The organism is Streptomyces sp. NPDC054863, from assembly GCF_053610825.1.
This window is the reverse complement of sequence record NZ_JBSGZD010000016.1, coordinates 18,029-38,272: the sequence shown is the minus strand read 5'-3', so window position 1 is coordinate 38,272 and position 20,244 is coordinate 18,029. Positions and strand designations below refer to the sequence as shown.

18 protein-coding genes are annotated in these 20,244 nt (G+C 73.2%); 10 read left to right on the top strand and 8 right to left on the bottom strand.

The genetic code is table 11. The features are described from left to right. Positions 1-64 precede the first annotated feature (64 nt). Together ACWGIG_RS05690 and ACWGIG_RS05685 are read left to right on the top strand one after the other, a co-directional pair. On the top strand, positions 65-187 hold the full coding sequence (locus ACWGIG_RS05690) for a hypothetical protein (protein ID WP_453320247.1): 123 nt from the start codon (positions 65-67) through the stop codon (positions 185-187). A 287-nt stretch (positions 188-474) separates the two neighbouring features. Beyond that, on the top strand, positions 475-765 hold the full coding sequence (locus tag ACWGIG_RS05685; RefSeq protein ID WP_453320246.1) for a DUF5955 family protein: 291 nt from the start codon (positions 475-477) through the stop codon (positions 763-765). Positions 766-880: 115 nt separating this feature from the next. On the opposite strand, the gene ACWGIG_RS05680 is transcribed toward ACWGIG_RS05685, so the two are convergent. From ACWGIG_RS05680 to ACWGIG_RS05665, 4 genes are read right to left on the bottom strand one after another with little or no spacing between them, the layout of a single operon-like run. Then, positions 881-5,755, bottom strand: coding sequence for a HEAT repeat domain-containing protein (locus ACWGIG_RS05680; RefSeq protein WP_453320245.1), 4,875 nt, complete (start codon positions 5,753-5,755; stop codon positions 881-883). 42 nt (positions 5,756-5,797) lie between these two features. Next, the gene (locus ACWGIG_RS05675; RefSeq protein ID WP_453320244.1) at positions 5,798-6,112 is read right to left on the bottom strand and encodes a hypothetical protein; all 315 of its coding nucleotides are present in this window, start codon (positions 6,110-6,112) and stop codon (positions 5,798-5,800) included. 17 nt (positions 6,113-6,129) lie between these two features. After that, entirely contained in the window at positions 6,130-6,768 is a 639-nt protein-coding gene (locus ACWGIG_RS05670; protein WP_453320243.1) for a response regulator, read from the bottom strand. Next, positions 6,765-8,018: a sensor histidine kinase gene (locus ACWGIG_RS05665; RefSeq protein WP_453320242.1), complete on the bottom strand. Its 1,254-nt coding sequence runs from the start codon at positions 8,016-8,018 to the stop codon at positions 6,765-6,767. Before ACWGIG_RS05665 ends, ACWGIG_RS05670 begins: the two co-directional genes overlap by 4 nt. Positions 8,019-8,190: 172 nt before the next feature. Here ACWGIG_RS05665 and ACWGIG_RS05660 point away from each other — a divergent pair, with 172 nt between their 5' ends. Both ACWGIG_RS05660 and ACWGIG_RS05655 read left to right on the top strand, forming a co-directional pair. Further along, entirely contained in the window at positions 8,191-9,267 is a 1,077-nt protein-coding gene (locus ACWGIG_RS05660; protein WP_453320241.1) for an ABC transporter permease, read from the top strand. Further along, positions 9,264-9,953, top strand: a complete 690-nt coding sequence (locus tag ACWGIG_RS05655; RefSeq protein WP_453320240.1) for an ABC transporter ATP-binding protein — start codon at positions 9,264-9,266, stop codon at positions 9,951-9,953. Before ACWGIG_RS05660 ends, ACWGIG_RS05655 begins: the two co-directional genes overlap by 4 nt. A 141-nt stretch (positions 9,954-10,094) precedes the next feature. Here ACWGIG_RS05655 and ACWGIG_RS05650 read toward each other — a convergent pair whose 3' ends face one another. Next, positions 10,095-10,898, bottom strand: a complete 804-nt coding sequence (locus tag ACWGIG_RS05650; RefSeq protein ID WP_453320239.1) for an IclR family transcriptional regulator — start codon at positions 10,896-10,898, stop codon at positions 10,095-10,097. A gap of 260 nt (positions 10,899-11,158) precedes the next feature. Here ACWGIG_RS05650 and allB point away from each other — a divergent pair, with 260 nt between their 5' ends. Together allB and alc are read left to right on the top strand one after the other, a co-directional pair. Beyond that, positions 11,159-12,535, top strand: coding sequence for an allantoinase AllB (gene allB, locus ACWGIG_RS05645; RefSeq protein ID WP_453320238.1), 1,377 nt, complete (start codon positions 11,159-11,161; stop codon positions 12,533-12,535). Positions 12,536-12,540: 5 nt separating this feature from the next. Beyond that, positions 12,541-13,692 (top strand): allantoicase, encoded by a 1,152-nt coding sequence (alc, locus tag ACWGIG_RS05640; RefSeq protein WP_453320237.1) that lies wholly within the window; start codon positions 12,541-12,543, stop codon positions 13,690-13,692. Positions 13,693-13,780: 88 nt separating this feature from the next. Here the strand turns inward: alc and ACWGIG_RS05635 are convergent, their stop codons facing one another. Further along, positions 13,781-14,956, bottom strand: a complete 1,176-nt coding sequence (locus ACWGIG_RS05635; protein ID WP_453320236.1) for a PP2C family protein-serine/threonine phosphatase — start codon at positions 14,954-14,956, stop codon at positions 13,781-13,783. A gap of 44 nt (positions 14,957-15,000) precedes the next feature. On the opposite strand from ACWGIG_RS05635, the gene ACWGIG_RS05630 reads away from it, so the two are divergent. Then, positions 15,001-15,564, top strand: coding sequence for a MarR family winged helix-turn-helix transcriptional regulator (locus ACWGIG_RS05630; RefSeq protein ID WP_453320235.1), 564 nt, complete (start codon positions 15,001-15,003; stop codon positions 15,562-15,564). Positions 15,565-15,910: 346 nt separating this feature from the next. Here ACWGIG_RS05630 and ACWGIG_RS05625 read toward each other — a convergent pair whose 3' ends face one another. Continuing rightward, positions 15,911-16,675 carry a 3-oxoacyl-ACP reductase family protein gene (locus tag ACWGIG_RS05625; protein ID WP_453320234.1) on the bottom strand — a complete coding sequence of 255 codons (765 nt, stop codon included), beginning with the start codon at positions 16,673-16,675 and terminating at the stop codon, positions 15,911-15,913. Positions 16,676-16,992: 317 nt separating this feature from the next. Here ACWGIG_RS05625 and ACWGIG_RS05620 point away from each other — a divergent pair, with 317 nt between their 5' ends. Further along, complete coding sequence (locus ACWGIG_RS05620; RefSeq protein ID WP_453320268.1) at positions 16,993-17,850, top strand: DMT family transporter; 858 nt, start codon at positions 16,993-16,995, stop codon at positions 17,848-17,850. A 7-nt stretch (positions 17,851-17,857) separates the two neighbouring features. Here ACWGIG_RS05620 and ACWGIG_RS05615 read toward each other — a convergent pair whose 3' ends face one another. Then, a complete protein-coding gene (locus tag ACWGIG_RS05615; RefSeq protein WP_453320233.1) occupies positions 17,858-18,079 on the bottom strand; it encodes a hypothetical protein in 222 nt (73 codons plus the stop codon). Between the two features lie 158 nt (positions 18,080-18,237). Here ACWGIG_RS05615 and ACWGIG_RS05610 point away from each other — a divergent pair, with 158 nt between their 5' ends. Both ACWGIG_RS05610 and ACWGIG_RS05605 read left to right on the top strand, forming a co-directional pair. Then, positions 18,238-19,494: a sensor histidine kinase gene (locus ACWGIG_RS05610; RefSeq protein WP_453320232.1), complete on the top strand. Its 1,257-nt coding sequence runs from the start codon at positions 18,238-18,240 to the stop codon at positions 19,492-19,494. After that, a complete protein-coding gene (locus ACWGIG_RS05605) occupies positions 19,491-20,171 on the top strand; it encodes a response regulator (RefSeq protein WP_453320231.1) in 681 nt (226 codons plus the stop codon). The genes ACWGIG_RS05610 and ACWGIG_RS05605 overlap by 4 nt, the downstream gene beginning before the upstream one ends. The last annotated feature ends 73 nt before the right edge of the window (positions 20,172-20,244 follow it).

The window sequence follows — 20,244 nt, the reverse complement described above, 5'->3', positions numbered from 1 at the left end:
GGTGCGCCGTTGGTGACGGCGCATCACATGTCCGCACTGCGGACAGTTCCGCAGGAAGATTGGCTTGATCAGCCAGGAGAAGGTGACCGCGTACAGCGCGTTCCTGGCTGTCCGGCCCAGCAGGCTCTTCGTGCACGTCCTGCAGTCGCGGCAACCGCTCGACATGAGAACCCCCTCGATCGGGTGACAGATGCCCGCACTGCTGTGCGGCACTCGCTCCACCCTAGATCTGCCGAGGTCAGCAGCGGTACGGGGCGGCCGGGCCGTACCCGTACCAGGCCACGACCGCATCACGAATGTGACAGCGGTCCGCTCAACCCCCGGGGCCGAATCACGGTCCGTGCGGTGGCGCACACGCGGCGAGAGCGTTAACGTGCCCGACGCCCGGGATCGTTCGCAGAGGAACGATCTCCGAAAGCGGCACGACGGCGTGCGAGGGGGAGAGCTTTGTTGCGAAGCGCGGAGGAGCGGTGTGTGACCAGCGCTGACGGCGACCCCAGGGTGGCGGAACTCCATCGGGTCGTGGCCCGTCTCCGGCGCGAACTGGCCGCGCATCCGGCCGAGTTGTCGGACCGAATGATCGCGGAGGACGAGCTGGCGGCCCTCGCGGCGATGGTCCTGAGCGGCGCGCCCGACGTACTGCGACTCCGCCGTTCGCTGTTACTGGTCGCCGGGGCGATCGGGTCCGTGAGCGCGCTGGGCCCCGCGATGGGGCTCGTCCGCGACGCGGTCGAACGCTTCGGTGAGGAGCGGGCCGCCGGATAGGGCTGCCGCCGGGACCGTCTGTCAGGGCTGCCGGAACGCGCCGTCGGGGCAGGGCTGCCGGACCGGGTCGTCGGGGCAGGGCTTCCGGACCGGGTTGCCGGGGCAGGGCTGCCGGTCAGGGTCTCCCGTCCGGTGAAGGCCGGTCGGCCCGGTCGAGGAGATCCGCGAGTACGTCCGTGTAGCGGGACCTCTTGTCGGGGCGGGCGTGGTCGGCGGCCCGGCGAAGGGCGGGTGCGGCGGCCCGGCCCAGCCGCACCAGCCCCTCCGCGGCCGTCCTGCGGACGACGGGGTGGGCGTGGTCGAGCATTCCGATCACGGCGGGGATCGCCGGTTCCCAGTCGGCCCCGCAGAGCGTGCGGACCGCCATGCACCGTACGTCGGTCTGCGGGTCGTCCAGCAGGGCCGCCGTGAGGTGCAGATGGGTCTGGCGGTCCAGCAGTGCGCGCGAGGTCCGGTGGGCGTGCAGGCGTACTCCGGGGCGGGGATGGGTCAGCAACTCGGCCAGTACGTCCCGCAGTTCGGCGCTCGGGTCCGGGGCCCGGCCCTCTTGCTCCTCCGTCAGGCGGGTGAGCGCGCGGCGAATCTGCTCCGGCTCGCCGCTCCTGGCGAGGGCGAGGAGTTCCCGCCGGGAGGGGCGGCGCTCCGACGCGGCGGCCGGGGCGCGGTCGCGCAGTGCGGACAGCGTGACGGAGTCCTGTTCGGCGGCCCCGGGGCCACGCAGCGGCCCGTCCACGAGGACGATGCCGTCGGCGAGATCGTCGCGCCCCTCGGCGCGCAGTCGGCGGCAGATCAGGGCCAGGGCCGGAGTTCGCAGGAGCGAACGTCCGGTGAGCAGATCCAGGAGGCCCCAGGAGCCGGAGCCCGCGCCTTCGCCCCCACTGGAGTACGAGCCGGGGGCGAGGCGGTCGGCCAGGTGCTCGGCCAGCAGGTCGGCGGGGATCCTCCGCAGCGCTTGACGGGCCTGCGGCCGGGCGGCGGGCGGGCCGTGTTCCCACCGGTCGAGCAGCAGGGGGAGCAGGGGCACCAGGTCCCACGGCCCGAGCTGTGCGGCCAGGGTCAGTACCTGTGCGGGGAGTACGCCGTCGGCGCGCAGTTCGGCAGGGTCGAGGAGCCGAAGTGCGTGAGCCAGTTCGGCGGTTGCTCCGTCCAGTGCCTGGCCGGTGAGCCGACCGCGCAGGAACGCGCGCAGCACCGGCAACCGGGCCGCAGGTTCGGGCCAGGCGAGGAGCGCCAGTGCCGCGGCCTCCCGGCGGTCGCGTCCCGGCGCTTCGAGCATGGCGAGCAGGCGCTCGCGCTGCGCCGCGGACCGGGGCCGGTCGAGAGCGTCGGCACGCACCGCGCGCCGGGCCCGCGTGGCGTCCTGCACGTCGGCGGGCGAAGACAGCGGTGGCATGGGCGGCACGCCGAGCGGCTGAAGGTCCGTCATCCAGTCGAGCATGGCGGAACGGACGGGGGCACCGGCGGCGGTCGGGTAGACGTCGATCAGCGTGGCCAGCAGCCCCGAGGGACCGGTGCGGCTCGTGCCCACGCCGCCACTTTCCCGTCGGAACTCGTGCAGTGCGCCGGGCGTTGAGCCGGTACGTACCGCTGCGGCCAGGGAGTCCCGCCACTCCTGGTCCCCGGCGGCCGGACGCGGCCCTGTGGCCGTCGTGGCGGTGATGACGGTGTCGGCCGCCGCGGAAGTCTCGAACGCCTCGTGCAGCACGTCCACTTCCGCCTGCCACGGGTCGGCGCCGAGGCCGGCCGAGGTGAGCGCCCGCTCGACGTCCGTGCGTACCAGCACCGCGCCGCAGTGGCGCAGCAGTGTCAGTGCCGACCTGGCCCCGGCCGTGGCAGGCAGCGCACGTACCGCGTCGGCGACCGTCAGCGCCTCGACGGCGCGCAGCGTCGGCGCCACCGCTTCGAGCACGGCGACGAGCGCGTTCCGCACCCCGGCAGGGGTCCCCCGCTCACCGAGCACGGCGAGCAGGGTGGGGAGGTGCCGGGCGAAGACGGCCGGTTCACCGTCCGGCCACGGGGCGGGACAGAGCCGGAGCACGAAGGCCAGCACCCGGTCGCCGATGCTCCGCGAAGAGGACGTGGCGAGGTGTAGCCAGTCAGTCAACTGGGGTCGCAGGACGGCCAGTTGATCGTCCGAGAGGGGTCGGTCGGCGTCGCGCGTCACGATGCTCAGGGCGATTTCGGGGCGCCAGCCCCTGGCCAGTAGGGCCACGGCTTCGGCGTCCGGGTCGTCCGCCCGCTTGCGGTCCGGCCCGCCGGTCAGCCCGTACTTGGCCAGTGGCACGGCCAGATCGTCCAGGGTCCCGTCGGCCGGACACACCCGGTGGTCCGGCATCAGCGCGAGCAGCGCCGGTGCGGCGGGCGACGCCTGTTCGTCCAGCGCCAGGATCGCCCGTACGGACAGCACACGGTGCAGGCCCGTCAGGAGGAGGTCGCGGGTGCGCGGGTCCCCGGCACGTTCGGCGGCGGCGAGCACGGTCGCGGCGTACGCCTCGCCGAGGACCGCGCGCAGCGCCCGTACGAGAGCGGTCCGCAGCCCCGGGTTGTCCTGCCGCCCGAGCTGCCGCAGCAGTTCGGGCACCGCGTCGGGGGTGCCGACCCGGGCGAGGACCTCGGCGGCGGTCTTGCGGACGTTCATGTTCCGGTGGCCGAGGCAGGCGGCGACCGCCCGTGAGGCCCAGTGGGCCCGCGCATGTCCGAGGGCCAGCAGGGCCTGCCGTACGGTCTGGACGTCCTGGGCGGCGGTGAGGGTGATCAGGGTCGCCGACAGCGCCTGGGCGTCCTCGCCCGTGGCGTCCCGGGCGAGCAGCGCGATCACGTGCTTGCGGACGTGCCGGTCCGGATGGCGCAGCAGCCGGTGCACTCGGGGGCGGGTGCGCGGGGACGGCGAGTCGAGCAACAGCCGGAGAAGGACGGCCTGTTCACCCCCGCCCAGCTCCGGCCGCTCCAGCAGACCCAGTGCCAGGTCCGCGACGAGCGCGTGCCCCGCGTCGGCCGTCCGGATCGCGTCGAGGTGCCAGCGCGGCCGGATGCGCTGCCGCAGATGGAGCCGACCGCCGAGGGCGCGCAGGGCGTCCACGACGTCCTGCGGGATCTCCGGCTCGCCGGGAGGCCACTCCGGCCGGTCCGCCGCCTCCGGGGGGACGCGCGGTGCGGCCCTGCCGGGCTCGACGGACGCGGCCACCTCGCCCGCGAGGCGCAGCAGCAGGGCGGCGAGGACGGGCAGCGTGCTGCTGCTGCCGTGGACGGCCAGTCTGAGGAGGGCCGCCCTCGGGTCGTGCGGGTCCAAGTGGGAGCGCAACAGGGCGAGTTCGCGCTCGTCCGGCCCGCCGAGGTCGGCGGCGACGGGGAGGGGAAGTTCGGCGGGGTCGAGCCGGGAGAGCAGCTCGCCGCGCTGCTCCGGGTCCCGGGTCAACTGCCAGAGCAGGCCGAGTGCTTGCTGCCGCACGGGCCGCAGATGAGGAGCGATGCCGGAGCCGGCACGGGCACCGCTCCCGCCGCCCTCGCCCAGTCCGTACTCCTCGCTCGGCGCGTACTCTCCGCCCGGTCCGTACTCCGCGCCCGGCTCGTACTCCGCGCCCGGCGCGCCGTCCCCGCCCAGTCCGAACCCCTCGCGCAGTACCTCCACCGTCCGGTCCCCGCCCACCGCCTCCAGCGCGTCGAGGGCGGCCGACGGAACCGCAGGGAGGAGCGCGAGCACGGCCTCCTCCGCGTCCTCGTACCGCAGTGTCCGCAACGCTTCCAGGAAGGGCCCGGCTGCCGGACCCGGGGGCAGTGACCGCAGTACGCGCGTGATCTCCGCCCCGATCGGAAGGTCGCCCGCCCCCTGCCCCGCGAGCGCCACCAGCAGTGCGAGCCTGCGCGGCCAGTCCGGATCGGTGCCGGGTGCGTCGACGAGCACCCGCAGCAGGGTGTGGCGGCAGGTGAAAAGGACGGTGGCGAGATCGAGCGCCCGGACCGAGTGGTCGGCCAGCGCCAGCGTCACCAGTGCGGGCACGTCCGCGTCGGCCGCGAAGTGCCCGCGCCGGTGCATCCCGCGCAGACAGGCCACGAGCGGCCCGCCGAACAGCAGCGGATCCCGCGCGGCGACGGCCGTCAGATCGCCGACCTCACCGCGCTCGGCGAGGTCGCCGAGGAGTTCGAGAGCGCGGCGCCGGAGTCCCGGCGGCAGCGCGGGGTCCTCGACCGCCTGCCGCAGCACGCCGCCGTGGCCGTGCCGGGCGGCGACGGCCAGCGCCGCATCGGCCACACCCGGGCGTACCGTCGCCGTCGCCGTACCGGCGGAGAGGAAGGCCGCCGCCGATTCGGGCGGCAGCGGGTCCAGCGCGGCCCAGGGCTCGGCGAGTTCGGTGAGTACGGCTTCGGTGAGCACAGCTTCAGCGAGTGCGGCTTCGGTGAGTGCGGCTTCCGTGCGCACGGCTTTCGCGAGCACGGATTCCGTATGTACGTCGCGTACGACCGGATCGTCCAGGTCCGTCGACGCTCCCGCGCCCGCAGACTGCACCAGCTCCAGCAGCCGTGCCCGCGCACCCGCCGGCGTCAGCAGTCCGGCGTGCAGTCCCGCCACCGCCAGCCGCAGGGCCTGCGCCCGCAGTGCCGGGTCGCCGGTGCGCGTCAGCTCGGTGACCAGCAGATCCGGGCGGTGCGCGCGGGCCACGTCCGCGTCCCGTACCGCATGCAGCAGGAGCCGGGCCGACGGCTCGCGCCGCACCGCAGACGGGTCGTGGAGGAGTTCGGCGCGCAGCCAGGCGATCCGCACCCGGGCCGGCAGCCCGGCCGCCGCCCGCCACGGCGGCAGCGGACGCCCGCGCAGGTGCGGACCCAACTGCTCGTAGAGACCCGCCAGGGCCAGCGCCGCCTCGGGCGACTCCGGTACGGAGCGGGGCAGCAGCGCGGCGACTTCGGCGGCCTGTGCCCCGCCCGACGCGGCGCGCTCCGCCAGCAGCGTCAGCCCGAGGAATGTGTCGTGTGCCGAACCCAGTCTCTCCACCCGCCGGATACTAGGCAGCCCGCCAACGCCCCCACCAGGGAGTTATGCCGCCCGCTGCCAGTCCAGCGCCGCGATCTGCGCGACCTCGCCCGCCGCGAGCAGCGCGAACAGCCGCAGGACCTCCTCCTCGGCCACCTGGTCCTGGGACCCGGGCGCGGCCTCCTCGTCCTCGACGTTCTCCCAGAGCAGCAGGCCACCCGCGTACGCGCTCAGCGACCAGCCGCTCTCGTGGGTCAGCGAAACGTCCGGGTTCACGGTGTCGGTGCTCGCGAGAGCCTCCTGGACGAGCCTGCGGACGGTGTCCGCGTCCGGCTCGTCGACGGCGGTGCCCTGGACGTCGTACATGAAGTGGGTCATGGGGATTCTTCGGTTCCTTACCTTCTGATCAGCCTGCGGGCCGTAGCCGCCGCGACGGCGGACGTACGGGAGTCCACGCCCAGTTTCGCGTAGATGTGCACCAGGTGTGACTTCACGGTGGCCTGGCTGAGGAAGAGCGCCTTGCTGACCTGCTGGTTGGAGAGGCCCTCGCCGACCAGCTGGAGGACCTCCAGTTCCCGCTTGGTGAGGGCTTCCGCCGGGGTGCGCATCCGGTCCATCAGCCGGTGCGCGACGGCGGGCGCGAGCGCCGACTGGCCGGCCGCGGCCGTACGCACCGCCGCGGCCAGCTCCTCCGGCGGGGCGTCCTTGAGGAGGTAACCGGCGGCCCCCGACTCGACGGCCGCGAGGATGTCCGCGTCCGTGTCGTACGTGGTGAGGACCAGCACCCTGGGTGCGCCGGGCCGGGCGGCGATCGCGGCCGTCGCCTCCGAGCCGTGCATCCGGCCCGGACCGAACTGGAGGTCCATCAGCACCACGTCGATCCCGCCGGCCGCCGCCAGCTGCACGGCACGCTCCGCCGTCGACGCCTCCTGCACGACGGCGAAGTCCGGCTCCGTGTCGAGCACGGCGCGCAGGCCCGCCCGTACGACGGGGTGGTCGTCGGCGAGCAGCAGACGGATGGGGGACGCGCTCATGAGGGCACTCCGGCGGTCGGTGACGGCGAAGGGGGCGGAAGGGGCAGGGGCAGGGTGATCGCGACGGCCGTGCCCTGGCCGGGCGCCGACTCGACGCTCAGGGTGCCGCCCAGGGAGCGGGCCCGGGAGCGCATGGCGGGCAGTCCGAAGCCGCCGTCCCCGGGGGCCGGACGTCGCTTCGTGCGCTTCGGGTCGAAGCCGATGCCGTCGTCGACGATGTCGAGCGCGACGGACGTCTCCATGAAGCTGAGCGTGATCTCCGCCCGGTCCGCCTTGGCGTGCCGCACCGTGTTGGCGAGCGCGGACTGCGCGATGCGCAGGAGGGCGACCTCGTACGGAGTGGGCAGCTCCACCGGCGTCCCGCTGATGCCGAACTGCACGGCTGGCCCGCCGGGCGTCGGCGTGCACAGCCGCTCCAGGGCGCCGGCCAGCGAACCGTGCTCCAGGTCCGGCGGGCTCAGCGCCCGTACGAAACGGCGTGCCTCGGCGAGGTTGTCCTGGGCGGCCTCGCGGGCCTGCCGGATGTGGCCGAGGGCCGGGTCGTCGCCGTGGTCGTCGCCGGGCAGGGCACGCTCGGCGGCACGCAGCAGGAGCTGGATGCTGGACAGGCCCTGCGCGAGGGTGTCGTGGATCTCGCGGGCGAGCCGCTCGCGCTCGGCGAGCGTGCCGGCCGCCCGCTCGGCCTCGGCGAGCTCGGCGCGGGTGGACAGCAGCTCGTCGATCAGCTCGCGGCGCCGCTCGCTCTCCCGGTACAGGGCCTGATAGCCCAGTACGGTCGCCACGGCGACGGCGCCGCCGAGCAGTGGCCCTATGAACGTGCCGGGGGAGACCGGCTGCCCGTGCAGGACGAAGCTGGTGATCGCGGCGGTCGCGGTGAGGGCGACAGCCGCGAGCCCCCACCGCATCGGCAGCAGGTGCAGTTGGAGGAAGTAGAGCGGGAAGGCCGCCCACAGGCCGTCGGGCGACAGGGCCAGCAGCACCAGCCAGGACGCGCACAGTGCGGCCAGCCACACCGCGGCGGCGCGCTGCGAGTGGCTCACCGAAGGGCTCAGCGTCCCGGCCGCGTACACCCCGGCCATCACCAGGGCCGCCGCGACGACCCCGTACGCGTGCGCACCGCCTTCGCCGCCCGCGACCGCCTTGACCGCGGCGAGCGCGAGCAGCCCGGCGAGCAGCGCGTGCAGACAGACGCGCAGGACGCGCAGCACCGGGCTGAAGGCGAGGGCGGCGGAGGGCAGGGGCGAAGGCATGGGGGGAAGCAGGGGCGAAGACGTGGCGGAGGGCATGGGGGAGTGCGCGGCGGATTCCATGGTTCTTTCCAGCCTAAAGGGGACACCCGGTGGACCGGTCAATCAAAAGGTTGATATCGAAGCGATCCGCCGCCCGATGTTTTCGCGTGCCCGCGCGACCAGAGTGGGGATCATGTTCGTTGCATGGAGAGACCTCCGATTCGCCAGGGGCCGGTTCGCCCTGATGGGCTCGGTCGTGGTGCTGATCACCCTGCTCGTCGGCCTGCTGTCCGGGCTGACCGCGGGGCTCGGCAGGGACAACACCGCGGCCCTCACCTCGTTGCCCGCCGACCGGCTCGCGTTCGCCGCGCCCCCGGACGGCCAGCAGGTGTCGTTCACCAACTCCTCGGTGGGGGAGGGCGCGTGGCGCGACTGGGCGAAGCAGCCGGGCGTCGAGAGCGCCCAGCCGATCGGCATCCGTACGGTCAACGGGTGGGCCGGTGACCGCACGGTCGCCGTCGCGGCCTTCGGCGTCGAACCCACGGCGAAGATCGCCCCGGCCTCCCACCGGCTCGGCCCGGGCCAGGTGGTCCTCTCCACCAAGGCCGCAGAGGAACTGAACCTCAAGGCGGGCGACAAGGTCAGGCTCGGCCCGGTCGAGGAGACCGTCGCGGCCGTCGAGGGCGGCGCGATGTACAGCCACACCCCGGTCGTGTGGACCTCGCTCGACGACTGGCAGAAGCTCGGCCACAGCGGTACGTCGATGGAGGAGCAGGCCACGGTGGTCGCCCTCACCGGCGACGCCGACTACCCGGCGGGGGACAGGGCGACCGGGACGCGGTCCGTCGCCCTGGCCGACTCGCTCGCCGCGCTCCCCTCCTACCAGGCGGAGAACGGTTCGCTCCAGCTCATGCGCGGCTTCCTCTTCGCGATCTCGGCGCTGGTCGTCGGCGCGTTCTTCACGGTCTGGACGATCCAGCGCAGCGGCGACATCGCGGTCCTGAAGGCCCTCGGCGCCTCCACCCCCTACCTGCTGAAGGACGCCCTCGGCCAGGCGGTGGTGATGCTCGGCACCGGCACCCTGATCGGCACCGGACTCGCCACCCTCCTCGGCGCCCTGATCGGCGGCGCCGTCCCCTTCGTCCTGGAGGCCGCGACGCTCCTGGTCCCCGCCTTCGTCATGATCGCGCTCGGCATCGTCGGCGCCGCCCTGTCCATCCGGCGCATCACCGCCGTCGACCCCCTCACCGCGCTCGGGAGTGCCCGATGACCCTCGTACTGGAAGACGTCACGCTCACCTACCCGGACGGTGAAGGGGCCCGTCTGACCGCCCTGGACACGGTCTCGCTGGAGGTCCCGGCGGGAGGGCTGGTGGCCGTCGTCGGCCCCTCGGGATCCGGCAAGTCCAGCCTGCTCGCGGTCGCCGCCACGCTCGTCACTCCCGACACGGGGCGGGTGATGGTCGACGGTACGGAGACGGAACCGCTGAGCCGCGCGCAGAAGGCGGAGCTGCGCCGGGACCGGATCGGCATCGTGTTCCAGCAGCCCAATCTGCTGCCTTCGCTCACCTCGCTGGAGCAACTCCAGGTGATGGCCCACCTGTCGGGCCGAAAGCCCCGCCAATTCCGGGACCGGGCAAAGGAGTTGCTGGACGCGGTGGGCCTGTCCGACAAGGCGGACCGCCGCCCGCACCAGCTCTCGGGCGGCCAGCGCCAGCGCATCAACATCGCCCGCGCCCTGATGAACGAACCGGCGGTCATGCTCGTCGACGAACCGACGAGCGCGCTCGACCACGAACGGGGAGCAGCGGTCCTCGACCTGCTGGCCGGTCTGACCCGCGACCGGGGCGTCGCCACCGTCCTGGTCACCCACGACCACACCCACCTGGAGGTGGCGGACCGCACGGTGACGATGACGGACGGCCGGCTGGGCATTTTCAGCCCGTCCGGCGTGTGAGGACGCACGGACGCAGTCCGTGCACGGGGCGGGGCCGACGGGGGGGCGTCGTGCGGGTGCGTTGTGGCTGATCGCGCAGTTCCCCGCGCCCCTCAAGGCCTGGCCCCCAGCCCCCATGGGTAGCGGGGCCGCCCCCGGCTACTACCCCTGAACCCCCGAGCTCGCCAGCGCGGCGGAGAGCTCCTGTGCCACCTCCTGCAGAATCGGCACGATCCGCTCGGTCGCCGTCTCCGTCACCCGCCCCGCGGGGCCGGAGATCGAAACCGCCGCCGCGGTGGGCGAGTTCGGCACGGACACCGCCAGGCACCGCACCCCGATCTCCTGCTCGTTGTCGTCCACCGCGTATCCCGCCCGCCGCACCTGCTCCAGCGCCTCCAGGAAGCCGTCGGGAGTCGTGATGGTCTTGTCGGTGGCGGCCGGCATGCCGGTGCGGGCGAGCAGTGCCCGTACCTCGTCCGCCGGGGTGTGCGCGAGCAGCGCCTTGCCGACGCCCGTCGAGTGCGGCAGCACCCGCCGCCCCACCTCCGTGAACATCCGCATCGAGTGCTTGGACGGCACCTGTGCCACGTACACGATCTCGTCGCCGTCGAGCAGCGCCATGTTGGCGGTCTCGCCGGTCTCCTCGACCAGCCGCGCGAGATAGGGCCTGGCCCAGGTCCCCAGGAGCCGCGACGCACTCTCGCCGAGCCGGATCAGCCGGGGGCCCAGCGCGTACCGCCGGTTGGGCTGCTGGCGCACGTAACCGCACGCCACCAGCGTCCGCATCAGGCGGTGGATGGTCGGCAGCGGCAGCCCGCTGCTGGCGGAGAGTTCGCTCAGCCCGACCTCACCGCCCGCGTCGGCCATTCGCTCAAGGAGGTCGAAGGCGCGCTCCAGGGACTGCACGCCGCCACTGGTGGCGGCAGGCTTGGAAGCGTCGGTGGTGCTGGCGCTGGACGTCGGCACGGAGCGGTCCTTTCGGGGCTGGCAGGCAAGGCAGCAGACTACCTGTGGTGGTCCGGAACACCCCTCATGGCAGGAGCTACATTCTACCAAGCGGAATTCTAATTCCATTCTGTGGAAACATCCAAGGGTGGTGTCGGTGATCACATCCGGCCCGCTCCGCCCGGTGGACCCCTTGACGGCTCGGAGGTCCGGATGAAGACTCCGCTGCAGTGCAAGGCTTCAACAGAACGTTGAAACGGGTCGTTGAACAGGAGACGTGAGTGACTGAGCCGGACGTGCGAGACGCCGACGTGGAACTGGTGCTGCGCTCTTCGCGCGTCGTCACCCCCGAGGGCACCCGCCCTGCCTCGGTCGCCGTCGCGGGCGGGAAGATCCTCGCCGTGCTGCCGTACGAGGCGTACGGGGACAAGGGCCAGGGAGTGCCCGACGGGGCCCGCTTCGAGGACCTCGGCGAGCACGCCCTGCTCCCCGGCCTCGTCGACACCCATGTCCACGTGAACGACCCCGGCCGCACCGAGTGGGAGGGCTTCTGGACCGCCACCCGCGCCGCCGCGGCCGGTGGCATCACCACCCTGCTCGACATGCCGCTCAACTCGCTGCCGCCGACCACCACGGTCGAGGGCCTGCGGATCAAGCAGGACGTCGCCCGCCCCAAGGCGCACATCGACACCGGCTTCTGGGGCGGCGCGATCCCGTCCAACGTCGCCGACCTGGGGCCGCTGTACGAGGCCGGGGTCTTCGGCTTCAAGTGCTTCCTCTCGCCGTCCGGCGTCGAGGAGTTCCCGGAGCTCGACCAGGACCAGCTCGCCCGGTCCATGGCGGAGATCGCGGGCCTCGGCGGCCTGCTGATCGTGCACGCCGAGGACCCGCACCACCTCGCCGAGGCCCCGCAGAAGTCCGGCGCGAAGTACGCCGACTTCCTGGCCTCCCGGCCGCGCGACGCCGAGAACACCGCCATCGAGGGCCTCATCGCGCTCGCCAAGCGGCTCGGCGCCCGCGTCCACGTCCTGCATCTCTCCTCCTCCGACGCCCTGCCGCTGATCGCCGCCGCCAAGCGCGAGGGCATCCGGGTCTCGGTCGAGTCGTGCCCGCACTTCCTCACCCTCACCGCCGAGGAAGTCCCGGACGGGGCAACGGAGTTCAAGTGCTGCCCGCCGATCCGTGAGGCCGCCAACCAGGACGCGCTGTGGGACGGTCTGGCCGACGGCACGATCGACTGCATCGTGTCCGACCACTCGCCGTGCACCACCGACCTGAAGACCCCGGACTTCGCGTCCGCCTGGGGCGGCATCTCCTCCCTCCAGCTCGGCCTGCCCGCCGTCTGGACCGAGGCCCGCAAGCGGGGCCGCTCGCTGGACGAGGTCGTCGGCTGGATGTCGGCGGCCCCCGCGAAGCTCGCGGGACTGAGCCAGAAGGGCGCCATCGAGGCCGGCCGCGACGCCGACTTCGCGGTCCTCGCCCCCGAGGAGACCTTCACGGTCGACCCCGTGGAACTCCACCACCGCAACCAGGTCACGGCGTACGCGGGCAAGACCCTGCACGGCGTCGTCAAGCAGACCTGGCTGCGCGGTGTGCGCATCGCCCACGAAGGCACCCTCGCCGAGCCGACCGGCCGCCTGCTCGAAAGGAACAAGTGACCCCCATGACCGACACCTCAGCGGGCAACCCGACAGGATCCCCGGCGGGAATACCCTCCTTCACCGGCGACGCCAGCCCCTTCGGCGGCGGCGACCCGTACGCCGACTACCGCACCGCCGTCTTCCCCTTCGCCCACCACGTCGACCTGGCCGACCGCCGTCTCGGCGCCGGCGTGATCGCCGCGAACGACGAGTTCTTCGCCGAGCGCGAGAACATGCTCATCCCCGAGCCCGCGCACTTCGACCCGGAGCGCTTCGGGCACAAGGGCAAGATCATGGACGGCTGGGAGACCCGCCGCCGACGCGGAGTCTCCGCCGAGCAGCCGCACCCCACCGACGAGGACCACGACTGGGCGCTGGTACGCCTCGGCGCCCCCGGCGTCGTCCGCGGCATCGTCGTCGACACCGCCCACTTCCGCGGCAACTACCCGCAGGCGGTCTCCGTCGAAGGCACCTCCGTGCCCGGCTCCCCGTCCCCCGACGACCTCCTCTCCTCCGACGTCAAGTGGACGACTCTCGTCCCCCGCACGGCAGTCGGCGGCCACGCGGCCAACGGCTTCGCCGTCCGTGCCGAGCAGCGCTTCACGCACCTGCGGGTCAACCAGCACCCCGACGGCGGCATCGCCCGCCTCCGCGTGTACGGCGAGGTCGTCCCCGACCCGGCCTGGCTGACCACGCTGGGCACCTTCGACCTGGTCGCCCTGGAGAACGGCGGACGCGTCGAGGACGCCTCCGACCGCTTCTACTCCCCGGCCACCAACACCATCCAGCCGGGCCGCTCCCGCAAGATGGACGACGGCTGGGAGACCCGCCGCCGCCGCGACAAGGGCAACGACTGGATCAGCTACCACCTGGTCGAGCAGGCCGAGATCCGCGCCGTCGAGATCGACACCGCCTGCCTCAAGGGCAACTCGGCCGGCTGGGCGGCCCTCTCGGTCCGCGACGGCGACGCGGGGGAGTGGACGGAGATCCTGCCCCGCACCCGCCTGCAGCCCGACACCAACCACCGGTTCGTGCTGGCCTCCGCCCCGGCGGCGAGCCGGGTGCGGGTCGACATCTTCCCCGACGGCGGCATCTCCCGACTGCGCCTCTTCGGCTCGCTGACCGAGACGGGCGCCGCGTCCCTGGCCTCCCGCCATCACGAACTCGGCGGCTGAGCAGTTCATGTGACGGTGCGTCGGCGGGGCCGTGGTACTCGATGCCGCGGGCCCCGCCGACGTACCTCAGTACTTCACTCCGTACAGGTCACTCCGTACGGGCGCGCCCGTGCCAGTCCAGGCACACGACCATCGCGTCGTCGACCGCCACGCTCTCCCCGCGGTGTCCCGCCAGCTCGTGCAGCACGGCGCGCGGAACCTGCGAAGGCGGCAGCAGCCGCGTCGACTGCACGGCGCGGGCCAGGGCCTGCTCGCCGTAGCGCTCCCCGGCGGGCGAGGTCGCGTCGTACACCCCGTCGCTCAGGAACAGCAGCCGGTCGCCGGGCCGCACCTGCCAGGACTGCGCCGTGTACACCGAGTCCTCGAACATGCCGGGCGGCAGCTGTGCGTCCAGCTGCACGGCCTCCACGGCGCCGTCCCGCAGCCGCCGGACCCGCGGCGAACCCGTGGCGACGATCTCCGCCTCGCCGGTGGGCAGATGGATCCGCAGCAGCAGTACGGACACGTGGAGCGCGCCCCGGTGCTGGCCGTAGATCGCCTGGTCCGCCATGCACGCCTGGTCCGCGAGGCTCAGCCCGGCCCTGCGTGCGTTGCGCAGGGCGTTGATGGCGAGGCCGGTGAGCTGCGCGGCGTCGATGCCCTCGCCCATGCCGTGGGTGAGGGCGAGCGTGAGGTGGTCGTCCGACGCCGACCAGTCGAAGTTGTCGCGGTGGATCGCGTACGCGGGCTCCAGTTGGGCCCCCAGCTCGTACTCGGCGCCTGCGCAGGCGCGTCCCGGCAGCAGCCCCCACTGGATCTCCGCGGCCAGCGTGAGCCGCTCCGCCCGGCGGGCCCGGAGATACAGGTCGGTGTCGCGCTCGGCGACCACGATCTGATGGCCCAACGCCTGTGCCGCCTCCGCGAGTTCGGCCAGTACGTCCGTGTCGTAGCGCTCCTCGGGGAGCGTGACGCAGAGAACGCCGAGCCGGTCGCCGCGCACCGTCACCGGCAGGTGTGCGATCACGGAACCGGGGGAAGCGTCCGCGCAGGGGAACGGTTCCTGCGCTCCGAAGGCCCGCCCCGGCGCACCTGTCCGCGCCGATACGGGCCGGAAGGTACGAGGGGGCGCCCCGACCGGTTGCAGTATCGTCATCGCGTAGTCGGCCAGCAACAGATCGACCGCAAGAGAGCCGTAGAGGTCCGTCAGGACCGTGCGCACCGCATCGAGCAGCGCATGGGGGGCGGCGGCACGCAGATGGCGTTCCACGGACGCGAGTCTGTCCAACGTCGGAGAATCTCTTTCTCTCAGGATGTACGGGGAGGGCAAGCGTGGACCTCCAGGGCTCACGCCTTCGCAGCGAGGGCGCGCCGGATGCCGTACCGGGTGTCGCGGCAGCGGCTGCCGCCGAGGTCGCCTGCGAGGTGATCGCGCTGCTGGAAGTGCTGTGGGAGCGCGGCAGGGACGCGGTGTCCCCCGCACCTGTGTCGTCCTCGCAACTGCGCGTCATGCACATCCTGGAGCGCGCCGAAGGCATCAATCTGCGCACGCTCGGCGACGACCTGGGCGCCGCACCGCCCTCGGTCAGCAGGCTCTGCGACCGGCTGGAGGCGCTGGGGTACGTGAAGCGCACGGCCAGCCCCGTCAGCAGGCGCGAGGTCGAGCTGCGGCTGACCGCGCCGGGCCGCAGCTACCTGCGGGACCTGCGCGCCCGCCGCGAGGAGGCGCTGGTGGCCGCTGTCGCGGCGATGCCGCCGGCCGCGCGGGAGGCCCTGGTGCACGGACTCGGGGAATTCCGTACGGCGGTGGAGTCGGGGCTCACGGCCGGCGGCTGGCAGCGGGAGGGCCGGGCCGGGGCGGTGGGGACGGCGGCGAAGGCCGGCCGGACCGCCTGAGGAGCCCTCAGGAGGGGCCGGGGGGACACCGTTTCGTACGCGCACGGCACCTGCCTTTCCCGACTGCTGCGGGCTTCCGCCCGGTACCCGTCCGGTATCCGTCCGTGGGCGGGTCCGGGGGCGCATCGTATCCAGTGTGTGGAACTCGTGCACAAGGAAGGGGGCAATGCCCTGATACGTGCGGATGGTTGGGGTTCGCTGTGAAGGTCCTGTGGGTGCGGCTCGCGGCTTGCGACTCGCGTTCTGCGGGGGCGGGCCGACGGCCGGGGCCGGGGGCCGGGCATCCCCGGTCCCCGGCCCCTGTGCCGCGTGCCCCTTGTCCGCGTGTCGTGGTGCCGCGAGCCCCTTACGCCGCGTGCCCGCCGTCCATGACCAGCTCCGCGCCCGTCACGTACGCCCCCTCGTCACCGGCCAAGTACGCCACCAGCGAGGCGACTTCCTCCGGCCGTCCGAACCGGCCGAGCGCCGTGTTCGCCCGCTGCGGCTCGGCGAACGGACCGTCCGCGGGGTTCATGTCCGTGTCGACCGCGCCCGGGTGGATCAGGTTGACCGTGATGCCCCGGTCGCCGACCTCCCGTGCGAGGGCCTTGGTCAGTCCGGTCAGGGCCGACTTGCTCATCGCGTAGAGACTGCCGCCGGGCCCGCCGGCGTACCGGGTGAGGGCCGAGCCGGTCGAGATGATCCGGCCGCCGTCCTCCAGGACGGAAGCCGCCGCCTGCGAGGCCAGGAACACCGCCCGCACGTTGACCGCCAGCACCCTGTCCAGGTCCGCGAGCGTCAGCCCCTCGATCGGGCCGAGGACACCGATTCCGGCGTTGTTGACGAGCACGTCCAGCCGGCCGAAGGCGTCGGCGGCGGTCGCCACGGCGCTGGTGACCGACTCCGCGTCGGCGGCGTCCATCCGTATCGCGAGCGCCCGCCGACCCAGGGCCTCGATCTTCCGCACCACGTCCTGCGCCGCCGCTGCCCCCTCCACGTAGGTCACCACCACATCGGCCCCGTCCTGCGCCAGCCGCAGGGCGACGGCCGCTCCCATGCCCCTGCTGCCGCCCGTGACCAGGGCCACCTTGGTGACCGTGCGCGCTGCCGTCGAGATCTCCGTCGTAGACATTGCGGTGTTCCTCTTCTGCCGTTCCGCTGTGCGGCGCTTGTCCCAAGCACCGCTTGTGAACTCAAGGAAACCGGCCGGCCGCCTCCCGCGCTGGCGCCATTCGGACACCGAACCCGAGGCCCCGGACAGGGCTGCACGGACGCCGAAACCCCTTCCCGGGAAGATCGTCGTCCGGGTACGGTGGGCGCCCGCGTGCGAGCCGCCGAAGCCTCCACACCGCACCGTCAGTGGGAGACCGCGCCGTGGCCGCCACCTCGCCCGCCGTAAACACCCCCGCGCCCGCGTCCGCGCGCGGGACCGGATTCGCCGACCTTCCCGTGCTGGGAGTGGCGGTGGTGTGGGGTGCCAGCTACCTCGCCGCCAAGGGAATCACCACCGCGCACACCGTCGTCGCGGTACTGGTGCTGCGGTTCGCGATCGTGCTGCCGGTGCTCGTCGTCGCCGGGTGGCGGAGACTGCGGGCGCTCAGCGCGGCGCAGTGGCGGGGCGCCGGACTGCTCGGTGTCGTACTCAGCGGGATCTTCCTGCTGGAGACGTACGGCGTCGTGCACACCTCGGCGACCAACGCGGGACTCATCATCAGCCTCACGATGATCTTCACGCCGCTCGCCGAGGCCGCCGTCACCAGGACCGCGCCGCCCCGCGCGTTCCTGGCCGCCGCCGGTCTCTCGGTGCTTGGCGTGCTGCTGCTGACCCAGGGCGGCGGCTTCACCGAGCCGTCGGCCGGAGACCTTCTGATGCTGCTCGCCGCGGTGGCCCGTACCGCGCACGTGCTGTTCATGGCGCGGCTCAAGGCGGTCCAGGGCGCCGACGCCCTGTCGCTGACCACCATCCAACTCGGCGCCGCCGTCGCGGTGTTCGCCGTCCTGGCCGCCGCGCCCGGGACCGGCCCCTCGCCGTGGAGCGTGGCGGCCGGGTTCGGGGCGGGGGAGTGGGCGGGGCTGCTGTTCCTGTCCGTGTGCTGCACGCTGTTCGCATTCGCCGTGCAGATGTGGGCGGTACGGCGCACCTCGCCGTCCCGGGTCAGCCTGCTGCTCGGTACGGAACCCCTGTGGGCGGCGGCCGTCGGCATCGCGATCGGCGGCGAACGGCTGGGCGCACCGGGCCTGTTGGGCGGCGTACTGGTCCTGGCGGGAACGGCCTGGGGCCGCCGGGCGGCGGGCCGGACGGAGTGACGCGCCGTCAGCCCTTCTGCTCGCTGCGCCCGCCCAACCGCTCCGACGCCACCATCAGCGCGATGCCCGCCACCGCCAGCACGATGTTCGCGTAGATCTCGTACCCCTCGAACCAGCCCAGCCTTTCCACGATCCCCCACAGTTTGAACCAGTCGAACCACTCATGGATCAGCCCGCCCACGCCCCACAGCATCAACAGGAAACCGACGATCTCGAAGATTCGCTTCATGCACACCACCCTGGCCCCGCCGGGCCCTGCCCCACCATCGTCCGCAGGGCGGTCGGACCGGGCCGTGACCGCGTCGAAAGTAGCCACCGGGACGACTTTGGTCGCTGTCTGCGTCCGACGGCCGCCCGCACCGTCCCCACCTGCGTAGTTTTGGAGGCATGAGCGAACAGGAGTACCGGTGGCTGCTGCCGTCGGCGATGGGCGGCCCCGAGCTGCCCGGCGACCGGGGCGGCGACCCCGGCCGCGCACCCGACCCCGGCGGGAGCACGCGGTCACGGCCGCGCCGCACCCTGCGGGACTGGATCGTCGACCTCCTGATGTTCGTCTTCGCCGCGGCCATCGGGCTCGCGGCGGCGGAGACCGTGGCGGACCTCGGCGAATCCCGCGTCGCGCTCGTCTTCGACCAGGTCGCGGGGGCGCTGGCCTGCTGCGCCCTCTGGCTGCGCAGGCGCTGGCCCGTCGGGGTGGCGGCCACTCTCATCGCGCTCTCCGCCGTCGCGCCGACCTCGTCCGGCGCCATGATCATCGCCCTGTTCGGCGTCACGGTGCACCGCCCGTTCAAGGTGGCGGGCTCGCTGGCCGCCGCCGCGCTCACCACCGGGCTGCTCCAGACCTGGCTGCGCCCCGACCCGAGCATGTCCTTCCGTGCGGCGGCCGTCGCCGGTCTGGTGACCACCCTGCTGATCGTCGGCTGGGGGATGTTCGTACGCGCCCGCCGCCAGCTCGTCGTGTCGCTGCGCGAGCGGACCGTACGGGCCGAGACCGAGGCCGCGCTCCGTGCCGAGCAGGCCCAGCGCCTCGCCCGCGAGGCCATCGCCCGCGAGATGCACGACGTGCTCGCGCACCGCCTGACCCTCCTCAGCGTGCACGCCGGAGCCCTCGAATTCCGTCCCGACGCCCCGCCCGCCGAGGTCGCCCGCGCCGCCGGAGTCATCCGCGACAGCGCCCACGAAGCCCTCCAGGACCTCCGCGAGATCATCGGCGTGCTGCGCAGCCCGGGATCGGGCGACGACGACCGCCCGCAGCCCACCCTCGCCACGCTGGACGCGCTGGTCGCCGAATCCCGCCAGGCAGGCATGAAGGTCACCCTCGACAACCGCATCGCCGACCCGGCCGCCGTGCCGTCGGCCGTCGGGCGCACCATCTACCGCATCGCCCAGGAGGGCCTCACCAACGCCCGTAAGCACGCCCCCGGCACCGAAGCCTCCGTCACCGTGACCGGCCGCCCCGGCGACGGAATCACCGTCACCCTCCACAACCCCGCCCCCGAGGGCGACGTCCCCAAGGTCCCCGGCTCCGGGCAGGGTCTCATCGGCCTCACCGAACGCGCCACCCTCGCCGGAGGCCGCCTCGGCCACGGACCCGAGCCCGACGGCGGATTCCGCATCAGCGCTTGGCTACCGTGGGCGCCATGACGATCACCAGGATCAGGCTTCTCCTCGTCGACGACGACCCTCTCGTGCGCGCCGGGCTCACCTTCATGCTCGGCGGCGCCGAGGACATCGAGATCGTCGGCGAGGCCGCCGACGGTTCCCAAGTGCCGAAAGCCGTCGAGGAGTTGAAGCCGGACGTCGTGCTGATGGACATCCGGATGCCGGTCGTCGACGGTCTCACCGCCACCGAAGAGCTGCGGGCGAGGCCGGACGCCCCCGAGGTCGTCGTCCTCACCACCTTCCACGCCGACGAACAGGTGCTGCGTGCCCTGCGCGCCGGAGCGGCCGGATTCGTGCTGAAGGACACCCCGCCCGCCGAAATCGTCGCAGCGGTACGGCGCGTGGCCGCAGGCGACCCCGTGCTGTCCCCTGCGGTGACCCAGCAGCTCATCACGCACGTCGCGGGCGCGGGCGGCGCGGAGGAGCGCAAGGACCGCGCACAGCGCAGGCTCGGCCTGCTCGCCGACCGGGAGCGGGAGGTCGCCGTCGCCGTGGGCCGCGGCTGCTCCAACGCGGAGATCGCCGCGGAGCTCTACATGAGCGTGCCCACGGTGAAGACCCACGTCTCCCGCATCCTGGCCAAGCTCGGCCTCAACAACCGGGTCCAGATCGCCCTCCTCGCCCACGACGCCGGACTCCTCGACACCTCCGGAGGCTAGGGGAGCCGTCGACGTAGGGTGAAGCGAAGGCCAGGTGCCGAGGGGCGGGACCCGGCTCGACGGGAGAGACGGA

Coding starts and splice junctions, on each gene's coding strand:
- ACWGIG_RS05675 (WP_453320244.1), bottom strand. CDS start 6,112: ATGACCCACTTCATGTACGACGTCCAGGGCACCGCCGTCGACGAGCCG.
- ACWGIG_RS05670 (WP_453320243.1), bottom strand. CDS start 6,768: ATGAGCGCGTCCCCCATCCGTCTGCTGCTCGCCGACGACCACCCCGTC.
- ACWGIG_RS05665 (WP_453320242.1), bottom strand. CDS start 8,018: ATGCCTTCGCCCCTGCCCTCCGCCGCCCTCGCCTTCAGCCCGGTGCTG.
- ACWGIG_RS05660 (WP_453320241.1), top strand. CDS start 8,191: ATGTTCGTTGCATGGAGAGACCTCCGATTCGCCAGGGGCCGGTTCGCC.
- ACWGIG_RS05655 (WP_453320240.1), top strand. CDS start 9,264: ATGACCCTCGTACTGGAAGACGTCACGCTCACCTACCCGGACGGTGAA.
- alc (WP_453320237.1), top strand. CDS start 12,541: ATGACCGACACCTCAGCGGGCAACCCGACAGGATCCCCGGCGGGAATA.
- ACWGIG_RS05625 (WP_453320234.1), bottom strand. CDS start 16,675: ATGTCTACGACGGAGATCTCGACGGCAGCGCGCACGGTCACCAAGGTG.
- ACWGIG_RS05615 (WP_453320233.1), bottom strand. CDS start 18,079: ATGAAGCGAATCTTCGAGATCGTCGGTTTCCTGTTGATGCTGTGGGGC.
- ACWGIG_RS05610 (WP_453320232.1), top strand. CDS start 18,238: ATGAGCGAACAGGAGTACCGGTGGCTGCTGCCGTCGGCGATGGGCGGC.
- ACWGIG_RS05605 (WP_453320231.1), top strand. CDS start 19,491: ATGACGATCACCAGGATCAGGCTTCTCCTCGTCGACGACGACCCTCTC.